Annotated in this window: 22 protein-coding genes; 14 read left to right on the forward strand and 8 right to left on the reverse strand. The window is 66.5% G+C overall.

Going from position 1 to position 22,864, the window contains the following annotated elements; translation table 11 throughout:
- Positions 1–2: 2 nt before the first annotated feature.
- From KV110_RS18795 to KV110_RS18815, 5 genes are read left to right on the forward strand one after another with little or no spacing between them, the layout of a single operon-like run.
- Complete coding sequence (locus tag KV110_RS18795; protein WP_218477626.1) at positions 3–1,754, forward strand: HAD-IIIC family phosphatase; 1,752 nt, start codon at positions 3–5, stop codon at positions 1,752–1,754.
- Positions 1,744–1,992 carry an acyl carrier protein gene (locus tag KV110_RS18800; RefSeq protein ID WP_218477627.1) on the forward strand — a complete coding sequence of 83 codons (249 nt, stop codon included), beginning with the start codon at positions 1,744–1,746 and terminating at the stop codon, positions 1,990–1,992. Before KV110_RS18795 ends, KV110_RS18800 begins: the two co-directional genes overlap by 11 nt.
- Complete coding sequence (locus KV110_RS18805) at positions 1,989–3,536, forward strand: SDR family NAD(P)-dependent oxidoreductase (protein ID WP_218477628.1); 1,548 nt, start codon at positions 1,989–1,991, stop codon at positions 3,534–3,536. The genes KV110_RS18800 and KV110_RS18805 overlap by 4 nt, the downstream gene beginning before the upstream one ends.
- Complete coding sequence (locus KV110_RS18810) at positions 3,499–4,458, forward strand: ABC transporter ATP-binding protein (RefSeq protein ID WP_218477629.1); 960 nt, start codon at positions 3,499–3,501, stop codon at positions 4,456–4,458. The genes KV110_RS18805 and KV110_RS18810 overlap by 38 nt, the downstream gene beginning before the upstream one ends.
- Entirely contained in the window at positions 4,445–5,233 is a 789-nt protein-coding gene (locus tag KV110_RS18815; protein ID WP_218477630.1) for an ABC transporter permease, read from the forward strand. The genes KV110_RS18810 and KV110_RS18815 overlap by 14 nt, the downstream gene beginning before the upstream one ends.
- 6 nt (positions 5,234–5,239) lie before the next feature.
- Here KV110_RS18815 and KV110_RS18820 read toward each other — a convergent pair whose 3' ends face one another.
- A complete protein-coding gene (locus KV110_RS18820; RefSeq protein ID WP_218477631.1) occupies positions 5,240–5,746 on the reverse strand; it encodes a hypothetical protein in 507 nt (168 codons plus the stop codon).
- Between the two features lie 242 nt (positions 5,747–5,988).
- On the opposite strand from KV110_RS18820, the gene KV110_RS18825 reads away from it, so the two are divergent.
- Positions 5,989–6,384, forward strand: coding sequence for a nuclear transport factor 2 family protein (locus tag KV110_RS18825; protein ID WP_218477632.1), 396 nt, complete (start codon positions 5,989–5,991; stop codon positions 6,382–6,384).
- Between the two features lie 489 nt (positions 6,385–6,873).
- Here the strand turns inward: KV110_RS18825 and KV110_RS18830 are convergent, their stop codons facing one another.
- Complete coding sequence (locus tag KV110_RS18830) at positions 6,874–7,317, reverse strand: YybH family protein (RefSeq protein WP_218477633.1); 444 nt, start codon at positions 7,315–7,317, stop codon at positions 6,874–6,876.
- A gap of 371 nt (positions 7,318–7,688) precedes the next feature.
- Here KV110_RS18830 and KV110_RS18835 point away from each other — a divergent pair, with 371 nt between their 5' ends.
- Both KV110_RS18835 and KV110_RS18840 read left to right on the forward strand, forming a co-directional pair.
- Complete coding sequence (locus KV110_RS18835; RefSeq protein WP_218477636.1) at positions 7,689–9,194, forward strand: M1 family metallopeptidase; 1,506 nt, start codon at positions 7,689–7,691, stop codon at positions 9,192–9,194.
- Between the two features lie 111 nt (positions 9,195–9,305).
- Positions 9,306–10,904 carry an alkaline phosphatase D family protein gene (locus KV110_RS18840; RefSeq protein WP_218477637.1) on the forward strand — a complete coding sequence of 533 codons (1,599 nt, stop codon included), beginning with the start codon at positions 9,306–9,308 and terminating at the stop codon, positions 10,902–10,904.
- A 19-nt stretch (positions 10,905–10,923) separates the two neighbouring features.
- Here the strand turns inward: KV110_RS18840 and KV110_RS18845 are convergent, their stop codons facing one another.
- Positions 10,924–12,150 (reverse strand): oxygenase MpaB family protein, encoded by a 1,227-nt coding sequence (locus tag KV110_RS18845; protein WP_218477638.1) that lies wholly within the window; start codon positions 12,148–12,150, stop codon positions 10,924–10,926.
- Between the two features lie 163 nt (positions 12,151–12,313).
- On the opposite strand from KV110_RS18845, the gene KV110_RS18850 reads away from it, so the two are divergent.
- Entirely contained in the window at positions 12,314–12,988 is a 675-nt protein-coding gene (locus tag KV110_RS18850; RefSeq protein ID WP_246634627.1) for a TetR/AcrR family transcriptional regulator, read from the forward strand.
- Here the strand turns inward: KV110_RS18850 and KV110_RS18855 are convergent.
- The 3 genes from KV110_RS18855 to KV110_RS18865 form a co-directional block, all read right to left on the reverse strand.
- Positions 12,985–14,637, reverse strand: coding sequence for a serine/threonine protein kinase (locus KV110_RS18855; protein ID WP_281427773.1), 1,653 nt, complete (start codon positions 14,635–14,637; stop codon positions 12,985–12,987). The two genes, KV110_RS18850 and KV110_RS18855, sit on opposite strands and share 4 nt — an antisense overlap.
- Before the next feature lie 92 nt (positions 14,638–14,729).
- Entirely contained in the window at positions 14,730–15,395 is a 666-nt protein-coding gene (locus KV110_RS18860; RefSeq protein WP_218477639.1) for a peptidylprolyl isomerase, read from the reverse strand.
- Positions 15,396–15,475: 80 nt separating this feature from the next.
- Entirely contained in the window at positions 15,476–16,243 is a 768-nt protein-coding gene (locus KV110_RS18865) for a DsbA family protein (RefSeq protein WP_246634628.1), read from the reverse strand.
- 194 nt (positions 16,244–16,437) lie between these two features.
- Here KV110_RS18865 and KV110_RS18870 point away from each other — a divergent pair, with 194 nt between their 5' ends.
- Together KV110_RS18870 and KV110_RS18875 are read left to right on the forward strand one after the other, a co-directional pair.
- A complete protein-coding gene (locus KV110_RS18870; RefSeq protein WP_218477641.1) occupies positions 16,438–16,836 on the forward strand; it encodes an NUDIX hydrolase in 399 nt (132 codons plus the stop codon).
- Between the two features lie 71 nt (positions 16,837–16,907).
- Positions 16,908–17,633, forward strand: a complete 726-nt coding sequence (locus tag KV110_RS18875) for a haloacid dehalogenase type II (RefSeq protein WP_218477642.1) — start codon at positions 16,908–16,910, stop codon at positions 17,631–17,633.
- A 52-nt stretch (positions 17,634–17,685) separates the two neighbouring features.
- On the opposite strand, the gene KV110_RS18880 is transcribed toward KV110_RS18875, so the two are convergent.
- Positions 17,686–18,261 carry an O-acetyl-ADP-ribose deacetylase gene (locus tag KV110_RS18880; RefSeq protein WP_218478623.1) on the reverse strand — a complete coding sequence of 192 codons (576 nt, stop codon included), beginning with the start codon at positions 18,259–18,261 and terminating at the stop codon, positions 17,686–17,688.
- 331 nt (positions 18,262–18,592) lie between these two features.
- Positions 18,593–19,672, reverse strand: a complete 1,080-nt coding sequence (locus tag KV110_RS18885; protein ID WP_218477643.1) for an ADP-ribosylglycohydrolase family protein — start codon at positions 19,670–19,672, stop codon at positions 18,593–18,595.
- 261 nt (positions 19,673–19,933) lie between these two features.
- Here KV110_RS18885 and KV110_RS18890 point away from each other — a divergent pair, with 261 nt between their 5' ends.
- From KV110_RS18890 to KV110_RS18900, 3 genes are all read left to right on the forward strand, one after another.
- The gene (locus KV110_RS18890) at positions 19,934–20,461 is read left to right on the forward strand and encodes a hypothetical protein (protein WP_218477645.1); all 528 of its coding nucleotides are present in this window, start codon (positions 19,934–19,936) and stop codon (positions 20,459–20,461) included.
- Between the two features lie 77 nt (positions 20,462–20,538).
- A complete protein-coding gene (locus tag KV110_RS18895; protein WP_218477647.1) occupies positions 20,539–20,958 on the forward strand; it encodes a pyridoxamine 5'-phosphate oxidase family protein in 420 nt (139 codons plus the stop codon).
- Between the two features lie 127 nt (positions 20,959–21,085).
- Positions 21,086–22,807 (forward strand): DUF3556 domain-containing protein, encoded by a 1,722-nt coding sequence (locus KV110_RS18900; protein WP_218477649.1) that lies wholly within the window; start codon positions 21,086–21,088, stop codon positions 22,805–22,807.
- The last annotated feature ends 57 nt before the right edge of the window (positions 22,808–22,864 follow it).

Here is a 22,864-nt window from a genome sequence, read left to right on the forward strand (position 1 = left end):
CCATGGCAACTGATGTGGCAGTAGAACTTTCCCCCGCCGACGGCTACGTGGCGTGGACCCAGCGCGCGAAAGCGCTTGCGCGCGAACCGGGTACGTCCGGGATCGGGGTGCGGATGGCGCTGCTGGCCACCTACACCACCGACTTCCTCGCCGAGCTGCTGCCGCTGGCGGGTGCCCGCGCCGGACTGACGCCGGAACTGCTGGAATTCCCGTTCGGGCAGGTCGAGCAGGTGCTCCTCGCGCCGCAAACGCCGTTCCGGGAAGGCGATTACGTGGTGCTGGCCGGTACCCATCACGACGTCACCGGCACGGTGGACGAAACCGTGAACCGCTGGGTCGGGCTCTGGGACGCGGCGGCGCGTTCCGGCGTGCGGGTCGTTCAGCTCGGTTTCGCGCCGCCCGCCGTGGACGCCTACGGCCCGGCGGCCTGGCGCGCGCCGCAATCGCTGTCGTACCGGGTGCGCGAGATCAACGCGCGGCTTGCCGAACACGCGGCGGGCCGAGTGCTTTTCGTCGATGTCGAGCAGCTCGCGGCCCAGGTCGGCTTGCGTCAGTGGGAGGACCCGCGCAGCTGGTACCGGGTGCGCCAGCCGTACGCGGCGGACAGTCTGCCGTGGCTCGCCGCGGCGATCGCCGACACGGTCGCCGCCGACCGTGGCCGTTCCGCGCGCTGCGTGGTCGTCGACCTGGATGGCACCCTGTGGGGCGGCATCCTCGGCGATGACGGCATCGACGGCATCCGGGTCGGCACCGGCCCCGACGGCGAGCCATTCGCCGACTTCCAGCGCTACCTGCGCGCACTCACCGAGCGCGGCGTGCTGCTCGCCGTGGCCAGCAAGAACGATCGCGACCTCGCGCTGCGAGCCATCGCGGAGGCGCCGGGCATGGTGCTGCGGGTCGAGGACTTCACCCACATCGTCGCCGACTGGCGCCCGAAATCCGAACAGCTCCAGGAGATCTCGGACAAGATTCGACTCGGGCTGTCCAGCTTCGTCTTCGTGGACGACAACCCAGCCGAATGCGCCCAGGTGGTCGCCGCGCACCCGGAGGTGCGCGCGCTGTGCCTGCCCGCGTCCGCCGCGAAGTTCGCCACCGAACTGGCCGCGCTGCCCTGGCTGCATCCAGGGTCGCTGTCCAGCGAGGACTTCACCAGGCAACGCTCCTACCAGGCGCTCGCCGCCGCGGAGCGGACCGCGACCGACAACCTCGACGAGTTCCTGGCCGGCCTGGAGATGGTGGCCACCATCGAGCCGATCAACAGCACCACCCTCGATCGGGCGGCGCAGTTGATCGCCAAGACCAACCAGTTCAACCTGACCACCCGCAGGCACACCCAGACCCAGGTCAGGAAGATGGCCGAAGACCCGCAGTGGTTCGCGGCCACCCTGCGCCTGCGGGACCGCTTCGCCGACCACGGCATCGTCGGCGTGCTGCTCGCCGAGGCGGTAGGCGATGCAGGCGGGGCCGTCGAAATCGACACGCTGCTGCTCAGCTGCCGGGTCATCGGCCGGAACGCGGAAGACAATCTGCTGGCCGCCGCCGCCGAATGGGCGCTGGCACAAGGCAGTTCGCGATTGGTGGGCCGGTATCTGCCGACCGCCCGCAACGCGCTGGTGCGCGACCTGTACCCCGGGCACGGCTTCGTCCTCGAAGCGGAGTCGGAACAGGGGTCGGTATTCGGATACGACCTGTCGGGCGGCGCACCCGCGCGCAGCCCGCATGTGCGAGAGGCGCAGATGCAACATGGCTACTGATGTGATGGAGCAGCTGCTCGAGCTGTTCGCCGAGGTGGTCGGCGAACCGGCCGCGCACGGCCCCGACACCGTCCGCGCGGACATGGACACCTGGGACTCACTCGCCCAGGTGCGCCTGGTCTACGCGGTGGAACGCGCCTTCGCGGTGGAACTTCCGGAGAGCACGCTCACCTCGGAACCGTCGTTGGCTGACATCGCCGCCGCCGTGGCGGCCGCACGGCAGGAGCGGGTGTCATGAATACCCGGGTCTTCCGGGTCACCGATACCGACGTGGCGACCTACGCCGCCGCGGTCGGCGATCGTAATCCGCTGCACGTGGACAACGACTTCGGTCACCGCTCCCCGTACGGCAGGCCGGTCGCGCACGGCGCGCTGGTGGTGACCCTCGCCTTGGCCGCGCTGGCCGAGACGACCGACCCGATGGCGGTGCGCGATATCCGGGCGACCTTCCGGCAGCCCACAATTCCGGGCAGGCGCTACGAGGTCGACTGGACGGTGTCGGAGAGTGAGGCCCGCGGCCGGGTGAGCTTCGGCGGTATCGAGGTGGTCGGCATCCGGTGCCGGCTCGGCTCGGTGCTGCCGTGGTGCGGTCCGGCGGCCGAGGACCAACCGCGCCGCGATACCCCGCGGGTGCTCGACTTGGCCGATCTGGCAGGCGATTCCGAGCGGGCGCCCGGACCGGAGCGCGGCTCCTTCTCGGTGGACTATCCGCTGATCGCGGGCCTGGTGTCGCGTGTTATCGGCGGCCGCGTTCCCGAACATGTTGCCGCTGTGCTCGGTTGGGCCAGCTACTGGACCGGGATGTGCACGCCCGGCCGGGACGCCCTGCTCGTCGCCTGCACCGTCGTCTTGCACGGGTCCGGTTCCGGCGCGGTCGAATTCGAGACCACCGCGCCCGAAGTGGACCGGCGCTCCGGCCTCGTCACGCTGCGGGCGGGTATGCGCTGCGGCGCGAGTGCCGATGTCACCGTGCAGAGTTTGATCAGGGAGTCGGTGCCGGGCCCGGATCCCGCGGAACTAGCCGCGGTCTTGCCGCCGTCGGAGGCGCTGGCCGGACGCACCATCCTCGTCGTCGGCGGCAGCCGTGGCCTGGGTGCGGCGGTATCGCTCGGTTTGGCCAGCCAGGGCGCCCGCGTGCTGGTGAGCTGCACGCGGGCACCCGAGGTACTCGCCGCGGCGTCGCACGCCTACCGGGATCGGTTGTGGCCGGTCCTCGCCGATGCCAGCGACGGCTGGGCATTGGGTGCTGCACTGCCCGATGGTCCGCTCGACGGCGTGGTTCTGCTTGCGGCACCGGCGATTCCGACGCTGCCGCTGGCGCCGGACGCGGTGGAAACGGCCGCGCAGTTCATGGCGGCGAGCACCCGGCTGGTGTTCGCGCCGCTGTCGGTGTGCGTGCCCCGGCTGCGCAAGGGCGCGACGGTGGTGATGATCTCCTCGGAGGCGGTGCTCGCGCCGCCGCGCTGGTGGCCGCACTACGCGGCGGCCAAGGCGGCCGTCGAGGGGCTCGCGGAATACGTTGCGCGCCACCATCCCTGGAACGTCGTGGTGGTGCGGCCACCGCGGCTGTGGACCGACCTGACGAACACGCCGGGCGGACGTGCCGTGAGCAACCCCATCGCACCCGTCGCTGCCGACATCGTCAACGCTTTCTCCGCCGAAGATGTTGTCGCCGGGGAAGTTTCGGTGCTCGGCGCCGCCGGATGGGGCGCACCGTGGCCAATACTGAGCGAGGAGGTGCGCGATGCTGGAGATCTCCGGTCTGAACAAGTCCTACGGTAAGAAGCAGGTCCTCACCGGGATCGACCTGACCGTGCAGTCCGGCGAGATCGTCGGGCTGCTCGGCCCCAACGGCGCCGGAAAAACCACGACGGCGTCGATCGTCTCCGGTCTGACCGCCGCCGACTCCGGCACGGTGCGCATCGACGGCATCGACATTCGGAGCAACCCACGCCAGGCCCGGCGCAAGCTGGGGCTCGCGCCGCAGGAACTCGGCGTGTACCCGACGTTGACCGCGGAAGAGAATCTGATCTTCTTCGGCCGACTGATGGGCGTCGGGCGCAAGGATCTGACCGCGCGCATCGCCGAGGTCGGCGAGCGGCTCGGGGTGACGCCGTTCCTGAAGACGAAGGCACACCAGCTCTCCGGCGGTCAGCAGCGTCGGCTGCACACCGCGATGGCGTTGCTGCACGAACCGGACGTGCTCTGGCTCGACGAGCCGACGGTCGGCGCCGACGTCTCGGCCCGGCAGGACCTGCTCGTCGAGGTGCGCAACCTGGCCGACCAGGGCGCCGCCGTGGTGTACGCGACGCACTATCTGCCCGAACTCGAGGTGCTCGACGCACGCGTCGTCGTGCTGCACCAAGGCCGGATCTTGGCCCAGGGCAGCGCCTCGGACCTGGTGGAGCAGTACGCTCAGGCCGCGGTGAGCCTGGAGTTCTCGGCGGCCATCCCCGCGAGCCTCGGCGGGTTCCTCGCCGCACCCGGCGCCGCGGTGCTGGAGTCGAAGCGGTTGAACATCCCGACGAACTCACCGGGACAGCTGCTGGCGCAATTGTTCGCCACGTTGGATACCGATACCGATCAGCTGCTGGCAGCGGAGATCCATCACCCCAACCTGGAGAACGCGTATTTGGCGATCATGCGCGCGGCGCACGACGCGGTCGACCAGCCCGTGGAAGGAATCCGAGATGCTGTTGCATGACTCTGCCGTCGATCGGGTGCGCGCGCTGTCCTGGGCGGATCTGCGCCGCATTCGCTCCGACCCGGCCCAGCTCATCGTGATGATGGTGCTGCCCATCGGCATGATGGCGTTCCTGACGCCCGCGAACCGGGCGCAGTTGCGGCTGACCGGATACTTCGATGCCACCGGCATCGAACAGTCGGGGCCAGGCACGATCGTGCTGTTCGCGTTCTTCATTACGACACTGCTCGGTGCGTCGTTCTTCCGGGAACACGAGTGGGGAACCTGGGATCGGTTGCGCGCGGCTCCGGTGCGCGCCGTGGAGATCATCATCGGGAAGTCGTTCCCGTCGGTGCTGTTCTCGGTCTTCCAACTGACCTTTCTGTGGTTGGTCGCCTTCACCTTGTGGGACCTGCACAGCAAGGGATCGAACTGGCTGCTCGTCCCGTTGACGGCCTCGCTCGCGGTCGCGACCTGGGGATTCGGTATTGCCCTTGTGTCGTTGTGCCGCACCATCGATCAGCTTGCGATCATGGCGCAGGTGGGTTCGCTGGCCATCGGCGGGCTCGCGGGCACGATCACCCCGCGCGACACGCTGCCCGCCTGGGCGCGCGCGTTGTCGCCGTACACCCCGCAGTACTGGGCGCTGAAGGGATATCAGGACGTCATCCTGCACGGCGCCGGGTTCAGCGACATCATCAAGCCGTGCCTGATCCTGATCGGTGTGGGCGTGGCCGGCGGGTTGGTGGCCCTGTTCAAGTTCCGGCTCAACCACAGCAAGGTCGGCCGGAGCTGACCCGGTTCACTGGATCGGCTGGGTGATCGAGTTGTGTTCGTCGTTGATCAGGTGAAAGGCGGACGCCAGATCATCGAGCGCTGTCCGCCAGAGCGATTCGGTGCCGTCGCCGTGCGGGTTGCCGCTGCTCAGCGACAGCAGCACCTGGGCGGCCTCGGCGGCGCGGGCGGCGGCGTCGAGCAGCACCGGAGCCTGGTCGGAGGGGTGGCGCGGGGCCAGCGCGTCGATCCGGTTGTGTAGCCAGTGCGCGTCGAAATGGGCCTGTTCGGTGGCGTTTTCGCCGTCCAGCGCCGGTTGGGTACTCGCCGCCGTCCAGCGCTTGGCCAGTTCGTTCTGATCCGGCGCGTTGGTCACCGCGCTACGTAGTTCGCTGCTGAAGACGCGCTGCAGCAACGCCGCCAGCTTGGCGCGTTCGACCGCGGGGTCGGCGTCATTGGCTGCGAGGGCGTCGATGTCGCCGGGGTCGATGTGCAGTACCGCCAGAATTGCCCTCAGTTGCGCGATCGTGGCCACTCAACCCCTGCCTTGTCCTGACTCGCCGAGCCGCTCTCGGCTACCACCCGACCCCCGGTACACCGAACGATTAACTAAATGATAGCCGCACAGTGTCATCGCCGACACCGCAAACGCCGCGCGAATCCTGCGGTTGCGGCGGTCATGAGCTGCCACGCAACCGATCTCGGGTACCTCCGTTGTGCGCTGGATCACCGCTGCCCCCTCTGGTTGATTTAGAATGATCACTCTAATATCGGGTCATGAGCAATCGAGATGCAGTGGAAAAGTTCTATCTGGCCACCCAATCCGGCGATGCCGCCGCGATACTCGACGCGTTGCACCCGGATTTCACGGCCCGCATCGCGCCCGGCATGCCCGCCGTCACCGACGTGGTACCGGAGAGTGCCAGGGCCGCGCTGGCCGGTGTGTGGCAGCCGGTGTTCCGTGACTTCGAGATCGCGCCGTTCGCCGAGACCTGGTACGACGCGCAGGACGGTGCGGTGATCGTCACCGGGCATTACCGCGGCACGGCTCGGTCGACGGGGAAGTCGGTGGCGGCCGAGTTCGCCCACGTCTGGCGGGTTTCCGACGGCAAGCTCAGCGCGTTGCATCAGTACACCGACACCTGGTGCTGGCGGGCCGCCTTGGTGGCGTGAAATATCGGGTGGCGGCTGATCGTCGCAGCCGGGCAGGGGAGTGCGCCGACGACGCCGACTGCCCCCGCCTGCCGGACGAAGGGGCGGACCAAACCTTCGGGCCGATGTGTGCCCATGGTGACCTCATTCCGAAACGTCGATGCCTACACATCTAAGTTCGGCTTGGTCCCCCCTCTGGATTGACGGCACGCCGAAGCAATATCGGCGGGGCGGTCCGTCAGGAGCTTGCGTGGCTGTTTGCGACCAAGTCGAGGACGAGATCCTGTAGTAGTCGGCGGCTCCTATGCGCCTGGGCGATCAACGGGTCCGACGACCCCGCTTCCGCCAGTTCGACAAGCTGATTCATCACATGGCACAGGGCGACCAGCCGCCGTACGGCTTGCTGTCGCTCACCGCAAGTGAGGTCGGTACGCATACTTTGCTGATCGCGCCGAACCGCCCCGCTGTTTCGGGTCGGCTCGGCGCGTCATGGTATGCGGCGATTCGGGACTACGGTGTCAGATCCAGCACTGCCGTGCCGCTGGTGAAATCGGTCGGTACCGAGGTGTGGTCGTGCACGATGAGCCATCGGCCGTCACGCTTCTGGAAACAGGCTGTCCAGCGGAACCAGAAATCCGTCCGCTGTCCGTCGGCCATCGTGCCCGTCATCCGATTGAGACTGCGACTGAAGGCGACGTCGCCGCCGATGGTGATGTCCAGGTCGCGAACCTCGAACTCGATGGGCCCGGCGAAGTTCTCGAACGTCTCCTCCCACGGCTTCCGATAGTCGTCCGTGCCCACGTACCGCAGCGGCGGAACAATGTCGAACGACACCGTATCCGCAGCATGAATCGCCATCGCCGCCGCCACATCCCGGTTACGGAACGCGGCCACCCACTTGTCGATCACTCCCCGGATCTCCGCCGCATCGGTCGTCGCCACCGTCGGAGTCATAATCCACCTCGACCTTCCCCCGTGGTCGCCCGAACGACCAGCGGGCACGTTGTCCTGCCCAGCGCACTCATCGGAACAAGCCCGATGTTCGGCGCTCGCTCATCCAGGGCCACCCTGCCAGACCCCACCGACAGATACGCGTGGTCAGCTCCGCTTCCAGAACGTGCGACCCCTCGCGAGGGGTCCCGGAGCGGTTTCGAAATGGGCGGCAAGGTAATTCATCCTTTTAGCAGTCCCCAGTTGATCTCCAGTCGAGATGGGTACTCCGATGTGATTCTCTGGTATCGCAAGGTCCTGGCCGAGGGTGCGAACCTGACACATTGGGGAGTTCGTTGATTATGGGGCGTTTTCACCTATTGCATACTGTCTTGGTGCGTGCTACTCCATTGCTGGTGGTCGGTGCGCTGGCTTCGAATATCGGTGTGGCATCCGCTGCTTCCGTACCGGGGATCGGTGATCCTAATTTTCCGAATATCGGCAGCCCGGCATACGACGTCTCCAATTACAGTATCGATCTGAAGTTCGATCCGTCCTCGGGGCGGTTGTCCGGGACCACGACGATCACGGCGCGATCCAAGCAGGATGTGAAGGCCGGAACGGCGATCGGGTTCGATTTCCTCTTGCAGACCCAGTCGGTGCTGGTCGACAACAAGCCCGCGAAATACACGCTGGGTAATGACAAACTGGCGGTGACGGCACCGACGGACCTGCCCATCGGCCAGGAGTTCACCACCGTCGTCGCGTACAACGACATCCCCTCGCGGGTCCAGAACGCCGCGGGTCAACGCCACTGGGTGGAAAACGCCAACGGCGCGCTCATCTCCAACGAGCCCTTCTCCGCCGAATGGTGGTATCCGAGCAACGACCATCCCACGGACAAGGCGACCTACGCCGTGTCGGTGCTGGCGCCCGAGGCGATGGACGTACTGTCCAACGGCGTGGAAACCAGTGTCACCCAGCAGATTTCGGGCTGGAAGCGGCACAACTGGCTCAGCAAGTCGCCACAGATCACCTACGCCAGCTTCCTGGCGATCGGCAAATACGAACGGGGCGGCCAGAACAGCGGCACCCCGGCCAGGCCGAACCTGACCGCCTACGCGACGGATCTGAACCCGACCGTGCGGGCCAACGCCAAGTCGAGCATCGAGCGGACCCCGGAGATCGTGGATTGGCTCGCCGGCGTGCTCACGCCCTACCCGTTCGAGTCCACCGGCGGTCTCGTGGACGCGAAAATGGGTGGCTTCGCGCTGGAAACCCAGACGATGCCCACCTACACCGACGGATTCTTCAAGCGCGGCAAGAATGATTCGGTGGTGGTGCACGAGAACGCCCACCAGTGGTTCGGCGATTCGATATCGGTGGCCACCTGGAAGGACGGCTGGCTGAACGAAGGCTTTGCCAGCTACATGGAATATTTGTGGTCGGAGAAGAACGGCACCGGCACCGCGGCGGAAATCGCCGACTACGCCTACGCCACCTCGCGCCGCATCGATTGGAATGTGGTGCTGACCGATCCCGGGCCAGCGAATGTGCTGCCCGCCGAGTTGTACACGCGAGGTGCGTTGGCAATCCAGGCATTCCGCAGCGCGCTCGGCAACGACGAGGTCTTCTTCCGGCTGCTGCGGGAATGGCTGACCAAGTACCAGTACGGCAATGCCAAGGTCGCGGACTTCATCGACATGGCGAACGCGGTCACGGGCCGTAGTACGAACGCTTTGTTCAAGACGTGGCTGACCGATAAGGGCAAGCCCGCGTACAAGCCGACCGACGCGAAATTCGACGGAGCCAACAACAGGGCTCCCCGATCGGTCACCCCCGCACCGCCGAAGCCGAAAGTGTGGGACGACCTGTACGCGGTCGTGACCGAGAAGCAGTAACCGCCGCAGTTCCGAGCCGGGCCCGTGCACACCACGGGCTCGGCTCAGCGGTATGACCGAAGCAAGGTAGTTCCCAACTGTGTTGCGACCCAAGGAAGTAACGTCTGCTCCATGGCGGAGCTGATCCTGGGCCCGGTGTTGCGGCACGTCGACGCGACCTCGGCGACCGTCTGGGTGGAAACTGACAGTGCCTGCGAGGTGGACGTGCTCGGCAGGCGCAGCCGCACCTTCCAGGTGGGTGAGCAGCACTTCGCGCTCGTCGTCATCGACGGACTGGAACCCGACGCGTCGATCCCGTACGTGGTCCGGCTCGACGACAAGATCGCTTGGCCGGAACCGGAATCCGGCTTGCCACAATGCCGGATCCGCACGCAGACCGTCGAGAAAATCATCTTCGGCTCGTGCCGGGCAGCCAAGGCCACGCCTGGGCTGCTCGAGGCGGACCGGGTCGGCCCCGATGCCCTTGACGCGTATGCGTTGCGGATGCAATCCCTGCCGGAGCGGGAGTGGCCGGATGCGTTGCTGCTGCTCGGTGATCAGGTCTACGCCGACAAACCGACACCGCGGATGCGGGAATGGCTGGCGCGGCGGCGCGGCGGGGAGGAGCCGCAGGACGAGGTCGTGTCGTTTCGTGAGTACGCCGAGCTGTACCACGAGTCGTGGACGGACCCGGAAATTCGCTGGCTGATGTCGACGGTGCCGACATCGATGATCTTCGACGACCACGATGTGCGCGACGACTGGAACACCTCACGGGCCTGGCGCGCAGAGATGGCGCGGAAACCGTGGTGGCGCAAGCGTATCCGCGCTGGGCTCGCGTCCTACTGGGTGTACCAGCACATCGGCAACCTCGGCCCGGACGAGCTGTCGCGCAACGCGCTCTATCGCAAGATCACCGAGGCGGGTACGGACGTGCAGGACCTGCTGGAGGATTTCGCCGAGCAGGCCGACAAGGAGGTCGACGGCCGAAAACCCGCCCGGTGGAGTTATCGTCGTGACTTCGGCCGGATCCGGCTGCTGGTGATCGACACCCGCAGTGGCCGCATCCTCGACGGTCAGCGGCTCATGGTGGGGTCCGACGAGTTCGACTGGATCGAGCAGAACGCCGTGGGCGACGTCGACCATCTGCTGATCGGATCATCACTGCCGTGGCTGATGCCGCACGCGCTGAGCCACTTCCAGTCACTCAACGAGCGTGCGGCGAGTCTGCCAGGATGGCGCGGGCGGTTCGGCGAGAAGGTCAGGCAGGCCGCGGATTTGGAGCACTGGCCCGCGTTCCGCGCGTCCTTCGAACGGTTGGCGCGACTGATCCATCGGCTCGGCACCGCACCGGACGCGCCGAGCACGATCTGCGTGCTGTCCGGGGACGTGCACCACAGTTACGCGGCCAGCGCCGCCTACCCGCAGCCGACGAAATCCCAAGTGCTGCAGCTGGTGTGCTCACCGGTGCACAACGACCCGCCCAAGATTTTCCGTACGATGTTCGCGCTGTCGTGGGCGATGTGGATCGGGTCGGCCCTCCGGTGGCTGGCGACCCGGCGCGGGATCTCGCCCGACCCGGTCCGCTGGCGGAAGGTGAGCGGCCCGCACTTCGGGAACTCGATTGCCGCCCTGCACATCACGGGCCGCTCTGCCCGATTCACCCTGGAAACGGCGCGAGCCGAGAAGGGTCTGGTCAAGGTGGCCGAATTGGACCTCCCACTGTCGTAGCGACAGACGCGGTCAGATCTCAGCGTGGGCGGTTGGACTGGGGGATCTCGATGCTGATTGTCGGCCGTAGTTCGGACAGGTAGAGCAGAGCCGCGCGGCGCAGGAATTCGTCGAACAGCCAATAGGTTTCCGAGGCCAGCGGGACTACCGGGAGCAGGCCCTCCCGGACGGCGATGAACGGGCCCCAGCTCACATTGAGCAGCGGGTCCCAGACCGGTTCCCTGGCGATGTACAGCGAGTCGGCGATCTTGTCGCCGAGCAAGAAGCGGGTGAACGCGCCGAGTATCGGCTTGCTGAGGATGGCCAGGTCGAGTTGGGCGCCGAGGTTGAGCAGGATATCGGCCAGCTTGACGCCCTCGGGCGTCGGCGCGAGTACCGGATCCAGGACCTGCCTCGCTTGGGAATTGGCCTCGTCCCACGATGCCGGGATGTACTCGTCGCGGATGCCGAGCATGTGTGCGCACAGCTGCCAGGTGTGCAGGAAGGCCGCGGACTCCGCGGCGGGGATCGGTACCCGCCAGCCGGTCAGCTTCTGCATGACCGTGGTCGGCAGGCTGTGCCAGGTGACCATCATGTCGTTCTGGCTGATCGGAATGTCTTCCTCGGCGGCGTGTGCCCAGTGCGGGGACTGCGGCAGCAGGTGGCGCACCGCCGCGTGAACCAGCCGGGTTTTGACGCAGGTCACGATCATTTCGCCGTCGGGTGCGTAGGCGTTGGCGGTGCCGATGTCGTAGCCGAGTTTCGCGGTCTTGGAGATGCGGTCCTTCATGTTCGCACCGCCCTTGGAGTAGTAGACCGCGCGGGCCTCTCTGGGGATGACGGTGCTCATCATGCCGCTGGCGAGCCCGTACAAGACGCCGAGGTAGAGTCCCCGCTTCTCGTTGAACTCGATCGCGGTGGCGAGCTTGCCCTGATCGGCCCACGGCGGTAGCTGCCGGGCGTATTCCATGAAATCCCGCAGCTCCGTTGGTAATCCGGGCGGTAGGGGCTGACCATTTCTGGTCCAGGTTCGCAGCAGGTCGTTGACTCTCGGCACCTCACCGCGGTCGAGCAGCGCGGCGACAATCGGGTCGGCTTCGGCGTCCCACACCGTCATGGGGTCGGCGCCTGGTCCGCTTCCGGCGACCGAGCCCTGTGGTGACCACGTCCACGGTTCGGCCCGTGCGGGCGCCACGACGGCCAGCGCCCCGAATGCGCCCAACGCCCCGCCCATCCGGAATGCGTTGCGCCTGCTGAGTTTGTCCATGCGTTCGCTCCCTCATCGAGGCTCATGGCACCGCAATGATGCAATGAAACAAGTACTGTTACTGCGTATCATCGATGAGAGCACACTGTGTCGGCCGTCACAAGGCCTGTCGTGACAACGGCTGGGTGATCGAGGCAGAATCAACCATCTCGAGGAGGAGATCGTGGAACTTGCCCCGTCGGTCCCCGTGGCGAGCTCGGGCCCCGAGTCCCTGCTCGAACGGGCCTACATCGACGCTCTCGAACAGGTCGACGACAGCGACGAAACCCGTTCGCGGGTCCTCGATTCGGCGTACGAGCAGTTCTGCCGGATGGGTATCCAGCGCTCGACCATGGAGGATGTGGCGCGCCGGGCCAAGGTTTCCCGGATCACCGTCTACCGGCGCTTCGCCACCAAAGACGCACTGGTGCAACAGGTCATCCTGCGTGAGTTCCGCCGCTACTTCGACCAATTTCTCGTCGACATCAAGCAGGCCAGGACCGCTGCCGACCGAGTGGTGCTTGGCTTTGTCAGTTCATTGCACGCCATCCGGCGCAACCCGCTCATCGGCGGTCTGATCACCGCGGAGCCGGACCTGCTCGTGGGGTCGATGATCGGCGACGAGGGCCGCACTCTCGCCGCGGTGCGGCAGTTCGTCGCGGGCCAGCTCCGGCACGAGCAACGCGCGGGCCACGTGTCGGCGGAGCTGGACGCCGAACTCGTGGCCGAAATGATGGTCCGGGTCTCCGGTTCATTCCTGGCCATCCCGAGTCACCTCGTCGACCTCGACGACGATGCGCAGTTGGCGGCGCTGGCCAGGCAGTTCCTCGTTCCGATGCTGGAGCCGAGGCCGATCTAGGTGCGCAGCCAGCGGGTCGTCGGCCTCGACAGGACCAGCAGAAGGATCAGGCACACCAGCGTCAACCCCACTGCCATCGCCCCTCCCGTGGTGCCGTCCGGGGTGTCGTACCGGTAGCGGACGGGCACCAGGCTCGCCAGGTAGCTCGCGCAACCCAGAACCAGCAGAACACGACCGAACCGTTTGCGGGCGAACAGCAGAAGGGCGCCACCGCCGAGTAGGAGTGCCGCGAACGCGGCCGCGACAGCAGCCGCGGCGTAGGGCGCAATGTGCGGGTCCATGTAGCGGAAGAGGTTGCGTACGTGGTGCGCTCGTGGGTACGCCACGACGAATGCCGCCACAGCGCTGAGTAGGAGGGCGAAAAGACCTGCGGCGGTTGCGTTTCCGCGGCCGGTCGACGGTAGTTGATCAGGGCGGGGTGTGTGCCGGGGCGCGGATGACGGCTGAGGCGCTGCCCGGGTTACGCGGTGGTCTGCTGCCGAAGATGAATGCTGGGCCGCTGCTGACGGTGTGTGTGGAGGCACTGCCGACGACGGGTGCGGAGTTGCTGCCGGAGGTGTGTGTTGAGGCGCTGCCGACGGCGTGCGTCGAGGTGTCGCCGCAGGGGTGTGTTGATGCGCTGCCGAGGGCGAGTGCTTGGCCGCTGCCGACGGTGTGTGTGGAGGCGCTGTCGAGGACGAGTGCTGAGACGCCGTCGACGGTGAGTGTTCGGCCACCGCGGCGGCCGAGTGCTCGACGGCTGCCGCCGCATGTGCCGACGTCGGACGACTCTGGCGGTTTTGATTCAACGCTGTCGGGGCTGCCAGGACATGCGCCGCGCCGGGTCGGACATGGCGGGAATCCCAAGCGGCCGAGGTGAACTCACGGCAACTGCCGAATCGTTCGTCGCGCTGCTTGGCCATCGCCCTGATGATCACGTCATCCAGCGCGGGCGGCAGGTCGGGCCGAATGGTGCTGAGCCGGGGGACCGGCTTGCTGATGTGCCCGGCGATGACTTGACCCGGATTGGTCGCGGCATAGGGCGGCCTGCCTGCCAGCAGCGTGAATAGGGTGCAGGCGAGCGAGTATTGATCGGAGCGGTGGTCGACCGAAGCGCCGGAGAGCTGTTCGGGGGAGGCGTAGGCGAGGGTGGCGTTGAACGTGCCGCTGACGGTGAGCTGGGTGTTCGAGTCGAGGAGGCGGGCGATCCCGAAATCGGTCAGCACCGCGCGTTCCGCGCGACCGGTGTCGGGGGCGGCCAGCAAAATGTTCGCCGGTTTGATATCGCGGTGCAGCACACCCCGGCTGTGGGCGTAGTCCAGGGCGGCGCCGGTTTCGGAGACGATGCGCAGGGCACGGTCGATCGGCACCTCACGCGGATTCAGCCGCGCCGCATCGGAGCCGTGGATGTACTGCATCGCGATCCACAGGTGCCCGTCGTGGGTCCCGCGATCATGGATGCCGACAATGGCCGGATGGTCCAACCGGGCGACCACATTGGCTTCCTGCTCGAACCGCCGCCGCAGTTCCAGGTCGGCGGAGACCTCACGATTGAGCAGCTTGAGGGCGACCCGACGGGGCAGACGTGGATGCTGCGCCAGATACACGGTGCCCATCCCACCTCGACCGAGCACACCCTCGATCAGGTAATCAGCGAACGACTCGTTCACCCCGAGCTGCACTACATCTACCCCTACTCCGTTCGAGCACAAGATCCGAGGAGGAGCTTAACCCCGTCGCCGACCACCGGCGATCGGCCGAGCTAGCCCAGGTGGGCGCTGGCGATGATGACCGGCTCGGCGGGCAGGCCGTCGAGGGGGCCGCGCTCGGTCGGGATGATCCCGGTGGCGACCATGCGGTCCAGGACGTCCATTCCGCGCACGACCTTGCCGAATACCGAGTAGTTCGGCGGAATGTTCGCGAAGGAATGGACGATGAAAAATTCGCTGCCGTTGGTGCCCGGGCCCTGGTTGCCCATCGCCACGGTGCCGCGCGGGTAGGTTTCGGTGCCGTCTACCTCGTCGGGGAACTGGTAGCCCGGGCCACCCTTCTCCACCTCGTGGATGTCGCCGCACTGCAGCACGCCCAGTCGGGCACTGTTGGTGAGTCGCCAGCACTGGCTCTGATCGTAGAAGCGCTGCAACACCAGGCTCGCCATATTCTGCGCGGCACACGGCGCGGCTCCGGCGTGGTCGAGTCGCACGGTCACCGGGCCGTAGTTGAACTGGAATGTCACATCGGTGGTGCCGACGGCCAGCGCGATCGGCGGCGGGGGCAGGACCGGACGGGCCGCCGGATTGTCCGGTGCGGTCGGGGTGAAGCCGCAGGACACCACGGGCGGTCCGGCAGTGGCTGGGGCCGTGCCTGCGACCAGGCCGGACAACGATAGGACGGTGATGGCGAGCGTGGCGCCCCAGCGTGGTTTCATAGCCAGCAAGCTAGCGGATAGCGGCGAAAAGTGTTCGGCAAAGCCGCAATCCACCTTCGGCTAGTGTGCGCCACCTTCGGCTACCGTGCGGCGGTGATCAGCGGGGCGAGCCCGTCCTTTGCGAAGAGCTGCTCCGCGTCGGCGACCTGCTCACCGTTGACGAACACCGACGGGGTCGACCTGATGCCGCTGGCGATGATCTCCTGGGTCTTCGCCCGCAGGTATCCGTCGTACTTGCGGTCGGTAATGCACTGTGCCACTGCGGGATCGGTGTACCCCGCCTCGTTCGCGATCTCGATCAGCCTGCCGTCGGTGAGGCCGTCGCCACCTTCGGCGGGCTGCTGGTCGAACATCATGGCGAACCAGGCCTGGTACTTCGACGGGTCCGCTTCGCCGACGCAATACGAGGCATTGCCCGCGCGCGACGAGTACTGAGTGGTGGACGCGCGGTCCAGGAACGAGATGACGTTGTACTCGATGATCGCCGCACCGGTTGCCGCGGCGTCTTCGAGCACCTTGGCATTGGCTTGCTCGAATCCCTGGCAGGCTGGGCATTGCAGGTCGGCGACCACGCGGACGACGACCTGCGCACCCGGGTCACCGGTGCGGACCGCGCCGCTGTCGGTGACCCCTGCGGGAACGCTGGGAAGCTGGCTGGTGTGCTGTGCGGCCGTCGCGGTGCCGACAACGTCCTTGCTGAGGTCCTGGGCCACGATCCCGACGCTGATCGCCGACACGGCAACGAAGAGCAGAGCGCCCGCCACGAGGGCGATGAGAACCTTGCGGTTGTGAGCGGCGCGCTCCGGGTCCTGCGGGGGAGTCGACCATCCACCTTGCGTGGTGTTCACCGTATGTTCCCCCATGCTTCTCGCCGATCGAACAGTTTCGCTCCGACACGATAGTGCTTCGCGACCGCGTTTGGTGGCGCTGACCGGCGAAATGTAGGTCTGGTGCGGATGATCCGGCGGCCCGGCCTGTTGGGTAACGCACTGTCGGCGATATCGGTTGGCCCTCGCTCGAGCCGGAAAAGTAGGGTGGGCCGGTGATTCGCACAGCCGCGTTGGCCCACGTCAGGGATCGTCGTCTGCTGCAGGCGCGATCGATCGGCAAGGAAGTCTTCTACATGGCGGGCGGGAAGATAGACCCCGGCGAGACCCCGGTGGGAGCGCTGCATCGGGAGGTGCGCGAGGAACTCGGCGTCGGCGTCGTGTCCTACGACGAGCTCGGCGTGTTTCTGGCCGAGGCCTACGGTCACGCATCCGGCACGCGGCTGCACATGACGTGCTTCACCGCGGAACTGGATGGTGAACCGCAGCCGACCAGTGAGATCGCCGAGCTGCGGTATTTCACCGTGAGCGAGTACGCCGCGATGGACCATGTGGCGCCCGGCTCGATGCTGGTGTTCCGCAAACTGCACGAGCTCGGCGTCGTCGACTGGTAGGTCGGCGAGAACTTCGCTGTCGCATTGCGATTCGAGATGTGCAAGGTTGTGGATGGAGGAAGGGAGAGCCGATGTCCGGGTTCGATCGGGACGCCATCCAGGTGGTGGCCTGTGACATTTTCGGCACCACGGTGGATTGGTTCACCGGGGTGTCCGAGCAAGCCGCCGATGTCTTCGCCTCGGCGGGGGTGGATCTCGATGCCGAGGTCTTCGCCAACGACTGGCGCGATATGTATCTGCCTGCCATGCAACGTGTTCGGGACGGCGAACGGCCGTGGGCCTACCTCGACATCCTGCACCGGGAATCCCTCGACAGTCTGCTGGAACGCCACGGCGTCGGTGCCGCCGTCGACGACCGGGCGCGCGCACGGCTGGTCCGGGCCTGGCACCTGCTGCCCGCCTGGCCCGACGCCGCCGACGGTCTTGCCCGCCTGCGCACCCGCTACACCGTCGCCGCGCTGTCCAATGGCGGCATGGCTTTGCTGACACGCATGATGAAAGCCGCCGACCTACGCTTCGACTGCATCCTGTCCGCCGAACTGGCCCAGACCTACAAGCCCGCGCCACAGGTGTATCGCACCGCGGCCCGCCTGCTCGACATCGATCCCGCCCAGGTGCTGATGGTCGCGGCACACGGCTGGGACATCGACGGCGCCCGCGAGGCAGGCCTGCGCACCGCATTCCTCGAGCGCCCGGAAGAGAAGGGCCCGCAGCGCAAGGCGGACCGCGCCGGCGACACGACCAGCGACTTGGCCGTCAGCAGCTTCATAGAGCTCGCCGAAACGTTGGGCTGCTGAACGTTTTCCAACGGAGCGGCCATTTTGTCAGCGTCGGCGGCCCGCCAGTCGGTCAGTTGGCTTCTCCCGCTCTCAGTGCGGCAGCGAATGATTCGTAGGCGCGGTCGTCGAAGAGGACGAAACGGGCCTCGCGCACTGCGGTTTCGGTGTTCCGCACGGTGTCGATCGCAATGCGGGCGCCGTCGTCGAGTGGCCAGCCGTAGATGCCGGTCGAGATGGCCGGGAATGCCACGGTGTTGGCGTCCAATTGGTCTGCCACTCGCAGTGATTCGCGGTAGCAGGAGGCGAGGAGTGCGGAGCGGTCCTCGGTGGCGGACCATACCGGCCCCACGGTGTGGATGACGGATCGCGCGTGCAGGCGGCCGCCTGTGGTGGCGACGGCCTGACCGGTGCGCAATCCCTTGCCGTAGTGGGAAGCCCGGAGAGCGCGGCACGCGTCCAGGATCTCCGGTCCACCCGCCCGATGGATGGCGCCATCGACCCCACCGCCGCCGAGCAACGACGAGTTGGCCGCATTGACGATCGCATCGACCCACTGCTCAGTGATGTCGCCGCGGACCAAGATGATGGCGGCCGTACCGGGACGGCCGGAGAGCAGATGTCGCGCGCGCCCCTCGAGTACCGGCATCAACTCATTACGCCAGGTAACCAGCGACACCATCCCACTCGACATCCCACCGTGCGCGAACTCGGGCCGATGAACGCTATCGGGTGCGTCCGCCGCCGTCACGCGCACGCCAACGGCGTCCTCGAAGGTGTTGTGCAACAAGGCGATCAGCTCGTCCGCCGACGACGGCGGCTGGACATGCTCGAGCCGCGCGCGAAACTCCCGCCAGACATGCGGATCGCCCCGCAGCCCCCAATGCTGCGGCTCCGGCACAAAGATGTCGGCCAACCTCGATTCACCGGTCACGACAACGACGGTAGCGCTCGAACGATCGTCTTCGAAGGAGCGACCTTCACAGACCTTCGTCGAAGGGGTACCGAGGCTCGACTGCGGACCGGTCGCCGACGCCGAAGTGCATGACGAGGTCATCGGCAACTTGGATCAGCACGTCGCGTCCCTCGACCGTGGATACCCAATCCATCGGCAACGCGGAGACACCGTGGATAGCGCCGATGAGGTTGCCGGCAACCGCGCCGGTGGAATCGGAGTCACCGGAATGGTTCACCGACAGCAATAGCGCTGCGCGCACGTCGCCGGTTCTGGCCGCGTGCAGGGCGCAGTAAACCGCGATAGCCAGGCATTCCTCGGCGATCCACCCCGCGCCTACCTGCTCGACCCGTTCGGCGCAGGCGGTGTGCTCGGACAGCTCGACAGCCCGGGTCAGTGCCGCCACGGTTTCCTCGTTCGCCGGAAACTCGGCGAGCTGCGAGACGGTCTGCTGTATCGCGATCGGCAGCTCGACACCACTGACCACGCGGTCGACCAGCGCAGCGAACGCACCCGCGGCCAGATACCCCGTCGGATGCCCGTGGGTCAACTGCGCGGCCCGCGCGGCCACGGTGAACGCGCGATCCGGCCCCATCCCGGCCAGTCCGCACGGCGCGGACCGCATCACCGTCCCGCACCCTTTCGACGCCGAATTCACCGGACCGACCGCACCGAACGGGCCCGGCGCGACATACCCCCGCGCCTGCTGTCCGAGCCCCGACATGCACGCATTTCCCGGTGCCCGCACCGCATACAGAAATGGTTGGCTCGCCAGCCAGCCGTCGACGTGCGGTCCTGGCCCGTCCTGCCGCTGCGTCTGCAGCCAGCGCAAGTACGCTCGCCGAAGCGCGGGCACCGGGTCAGCGCCCGGCGCGGCGCGCAACAGCCCCTCGGCGGTGAACAGCGTCATCTGCGTGTCATCGGTGATCTGTTGCGCCGCACCCTCGACGCGCTGGGGTAGAAACCCGGTTACTCCTTCGTCGCCATATCGCCCGCGAATCTGCCCCAACTGCAGAAATTCGATAGGCCATCCCAGCGCGTCACCGACCGCCCCACCGAGCAGCGAGCCCCGGACCCGGTCGAAGACCGTCGTGTAATCCACCACGAGGCAACATCTTTGCCTATCGAACCCGGACTGTCTGCGGCCGCAGTACTCGTTGACTCGGTCGACCGAAATCGAGCAGCCGGCCTGTGGTCACCAACGGAGCAGACTGTCAGCACTGGTGGTGGGGCTTTTTCGGGCCGTAGGCAGCGGTTCGGAAAGTCGAGTTGTACCGCTGCGAATCGATCGGAAAGATTGTGGGTACCAACGTATTCCGGCGCGCCTGTGGTCTCAGCCGGATGCCGGCTTCGAACGAGATCGACGATGACCGACAGCCACTCCGCCGAAGAGCTGCGAATAATGCTGGAGGACGGCGCTATCGCCACCGCCTCCTGCACCGAACGTGCCGCGATACACCTGCTCGATGTCGCGGGCTTGATCGGGCGCCGGTATCTCGATGCCTACATCAGCATCGAGCCCGTCGAGGTCTGTGACGAGCAGATCGCCGTGGCATTCATTCACGACTGGCCTGCGGTGGGCCGCCCGGCGAACCCGCAATTTCTCACCGCGAGTGAAATTCGCTGTCTGGAACTGGCCGCCGGTATCGCGCAAGCGCAGCCGGTGGACCTGCGCGGCGGTGGGCTGTCCGCGAAACATGCCCGCGGCGTCCTCGAAGCGTTGGCCATCTGCCTCGAGGTGGAGAATTACTACACGATCACGCCTACGCACGCGTTCTACCGGCTCCGCGGCCTCGGGTCCCGGCTTCGGCTGCTCTCGGACAGCTCGGCGCCTCCCGTGAGCGCTCTGCCCGACGGAGATGAGCCGGACGCCAGCTCGACGGCCTCGGACTGACCCGCTATCCGGCGGCGAAATACTTCGGGTCCTCCCATGGTTGTCGGTGACAGTTCCGCCGACGAGAGGACTGTTGGATGCCGAAAATGACCAGCGAAGAACGCGAGGCGTTCCTGGCCGAGTTGCACGTGGGGGTGATCGCCGTCGAGCGGCCGGATCGGGCGCCGCTGTCGGTGCCGATCTGGTACGTCTACGAGCCGGGCGGTGAGGTGGTCATCTGGACCGACATCGGGTCGGTGAAGGAGAAACTGATTCGCGCCGCGGGGCGATTCTCGCTCACCGCGCAGGTGGAGCAGCCGCCGTACCGCTATGTCACGGTGGAAGGCTCGGTTACCGCCATCGAGCCGGCCACCTTGGCGACCGCGCGTCCCATCGCGGTCCGGTACTTCGGCGAGGCGGAGGGCACGGCATACGCGGAGCAGGGGATCACGGACAAGTCGATCCTCATCCGCATGCGTCCCGAACGCTGGCTGAGCACGGATTACTCGAAGGAGTAGCCGCGCAACCCCATCCGGCGCATCGATGACCGATTGACAGCACCTGCCTCAGCTGCCAACGTATCGAAGGACCGCGAGGTCCTGATCCGGCTGGGCACTCGGGTGTCGTCGAATCGGAGAGTGCTTGATGGGGTTTCTCGAGCCCGACCTGCCTGTGGTCGATATGGCGGAGTGGAGCAAGGGAACTCGGAGCGACCGGATCCGCCCGATGGCCAGGCATTGGGCCGAGGTGGGCTTCGGGACGCCGGTCGCGCTGCACCTGTTCTATGTCGGCAAGATCGGTCTCTATGTGCTCGGTGGTTGGCTGGTTGTGCTGTCCACCAAGGGGATCGACGGATTCACCAGTGTGGGTGACTGGTGGTTGGAGCCGATCGTCTTCCAGAAGGTGGTGCTGTACACGCTGCTGTTCGAGGTGGTCGGACTCGGTTGCGGGTTCGGTCCGCTGAACAACCGGTTCTTCCCACCGCTCGGCTCGATCCTGTACTGGTTGCGGCCCAAGACGATTCGGCTACCACCGTGGCCCGAGCGGGTTCCGCTGACCAGGGGCACCGATCGTACGGTGGTGGATGTCGCGCTGTACGCGGCTTTACTCGTGCTGACCGCTGTCGCGTTGCTGTCGGACGGCACCGGTGCGGTACCGGAGTTGGACACGGCAGTTGGCCTGCTGCCGGTGTGGCAGATCGCGGTGATCCTCGGCCTGCTCGCGGTGCTCGGATTGCGCGACAAGGTGATCTTTCTGGCGGCACGCGGCGAGGTCTACGCGACGCTGGCGGTCACCTTCTTGTTCAGCGGCGTCGACGTGATCGTCGCCGCGAAGGTGGTTTTCGTGGTGATCTGGATGGGTGCCGCGACGTCGAAGTTGAACAAGCACTTCCCGTTCGTGGTGTCCACGATGATGTCCAACAGTCCCGTTTTTCGGCGAAAGTCGCTCAAGCGCAAGTTCTTCGAGGACTTCCCTGACGACCTGCGACCCGGTCGGTTGTCGCGCATCTTCGCGCACGGGGGGACGGCCGTCGAGATGGGTGTCCCGCTGGTGCTGTTCTTCTCGCACGGCGGGGTGCTGACGGCGGTGGCCGCGGCCGTGATGATCGGCTTCCACCTCACGATCCTGACCGCCGTTCCGATGGGGGTGCCGCTGGAATGGAATGTCTTCATGATCTTCGGTGTGCTGGTGCTGTTCGTCGCGCACGCCGACCTCGGTCTCGGTGATCTGCACAATCCCGTGCTGGTGGCGCTGCTGTTCATCGTGATCGCGGGCATCGTGATCGCCGGAAACCTGTTCCCCCGCAAGATTTCCTTCCTGCCGGGCATGCGCTACTACGCGGGCAATTGGGATACCACGTTGTGGTGCATCAAGCCCTCGGCCGCTGCGAAGATCGGCCGGGGGATCGTCGCGATCGCCAGCATGCCGCAGGCCCAGCTGGAGCGGTTCTACGGCAAGGACCGCGCGCAGATCCCGATGTACATGGGATACGCCTTCCGTGCCATGAACACCCACGGCCGGGCGCTGTTCACCCTCGTGCATCGAGCCATGCCGCCCGGCCGCGAGGACGAGTACACCCTCACCGACGGTGAACGCATCTGCAGTACCGCCCTCGGCTGGAACTTCGGCGACGGCCACATGCACAACGAGCAGCTCATCGCCGCGATGCAACAGCGTTGCCATTTCGAACCCGGCGAAGTGCGCGTCGTCCTGCTCGACGCCCAGCCGATCCACCAGCAGACCCAGGAATACCGGCTGGTCGACGCCGCCACCGGCGAATTCGAGCGCGGGTTCGTGAACGTCGCGGACATGGTGACCCGGCAGCCATGGGACGACGACGTGCCCGTGCACGTGTACCCGCAATGAGCGTAGTGAAGGTCGGCGTAACCGATGTCGTAGTGTCCGGTCTCACTCGCGGACGCG

This window comes from Nocardia iowensis (genome assembly GCF_019222765.1).
Lineage (GTDB): Bacteria > Actinomycetota > Actinomycetes > Mycobacteriales > Mycobacteriaceae > Nocardia > Nocardia iowensis.

Coding starts and splice junctions, on each gene's coding strand:
- KV110_RS18830 (WP_218477633.1), bottom strand. CDS start 7,317: ATGACTCCGACGGTGGCGACGACCGATGCGGCGGAGATCCGGGGAGTG.
- KV110_RS18900 (WP_218477649.1), top strand. CDS start 21,086: ATGGGGTTTCTCGAGCCCGACCTGCCTGTGGTCGATATGGCGGAGTGG.
- KV110_RS18890 (WP_218477645.1), top strand. CDS start 19,934: ATGACCGACAGCCACTCCGCCGAAGAGCTGCGAATAATGCTGGAGGAC.
- KV110_RS18810 (WP_218477629.1), top strand. CDS start 3,499: ATGCTGGAGATCTCCGGTCTGAACAAGTCCTACGGTAAGAAGCAGGTC.
- KV110_RS18860 (WP_218477639.1), bottom strand. CDS start 15,395: ATGAAACCACGCTGGGGCGCCACGCTCGCCATCACCGTCCTATCGTTG.
- KV110_RS18800 (WP_218477627.1), top strand. CDS start 1,744: ATGGCTACTGATGTGATGGAGCAGCTGCTCGAGCTGTTCGCCGAGGTG.
- KV110_RS18895 (WP_218477647.1), top strand. CDS start 20,539: ATGCCGAAAATGACCAGCGAAGAACGCGAGGCGTTCCTGGCCGAGTTG.
- KV110_RS18795 (WP_218477626.1), top strand. CDS start 3: ATGGCAACTGATGTGGCAGTAGAACTTTCCCCCGCCGACGGCTACGTG.
- KV110_RS18815 (WP_218477630.1), top strand. CDS start 4,445: ATGCTGTTGCATGACTCTGCCGTCGATCGGGTGCGCGCGCTGTCCTGG.
- KV110_RS18845 (WP_218477638.1), bottom strand. CDS start 12,150: ATGGACAAACTCAGCAGGCGCAACGCATTCCGGATGGGCGGGGCGTTG.
- KV110_RS18840 (WP_218477637.1), top strand. CDS start 9,306: ATGGCGGAGCTGATCCTGGGCCCGGTGTTGCGGCACGTCGACGCGACC.
- KV110_RS18805 (WP_218477628.1), top strand. CDS start 1,989: ATGAATACCCGGGTCTTCCGGGTCACCGATACCGACGTGGCGACCTAC.
- KV110_RS18880 (WP_218478623.1), bottom strand. CDS start 18,261: ATGCCGGTACTCGAGGGGCGCGCGCGACATCTGCTCTCCGGCCGTCCC.
- KV110_RS18875 (WP_218477642.1), top strand. CDS start 16,908: ATGTCCGGGTTCGATCGGGACGCCATCCAGGTGGTGGCCTGTGACATT.
- KV110_RS18825 (WP_218477632.1), top strand. CDS start 5,989: ATGAGCAATCGAGATGCAGTGGAAAAGTTCTATCTGGCCACCCAATCC.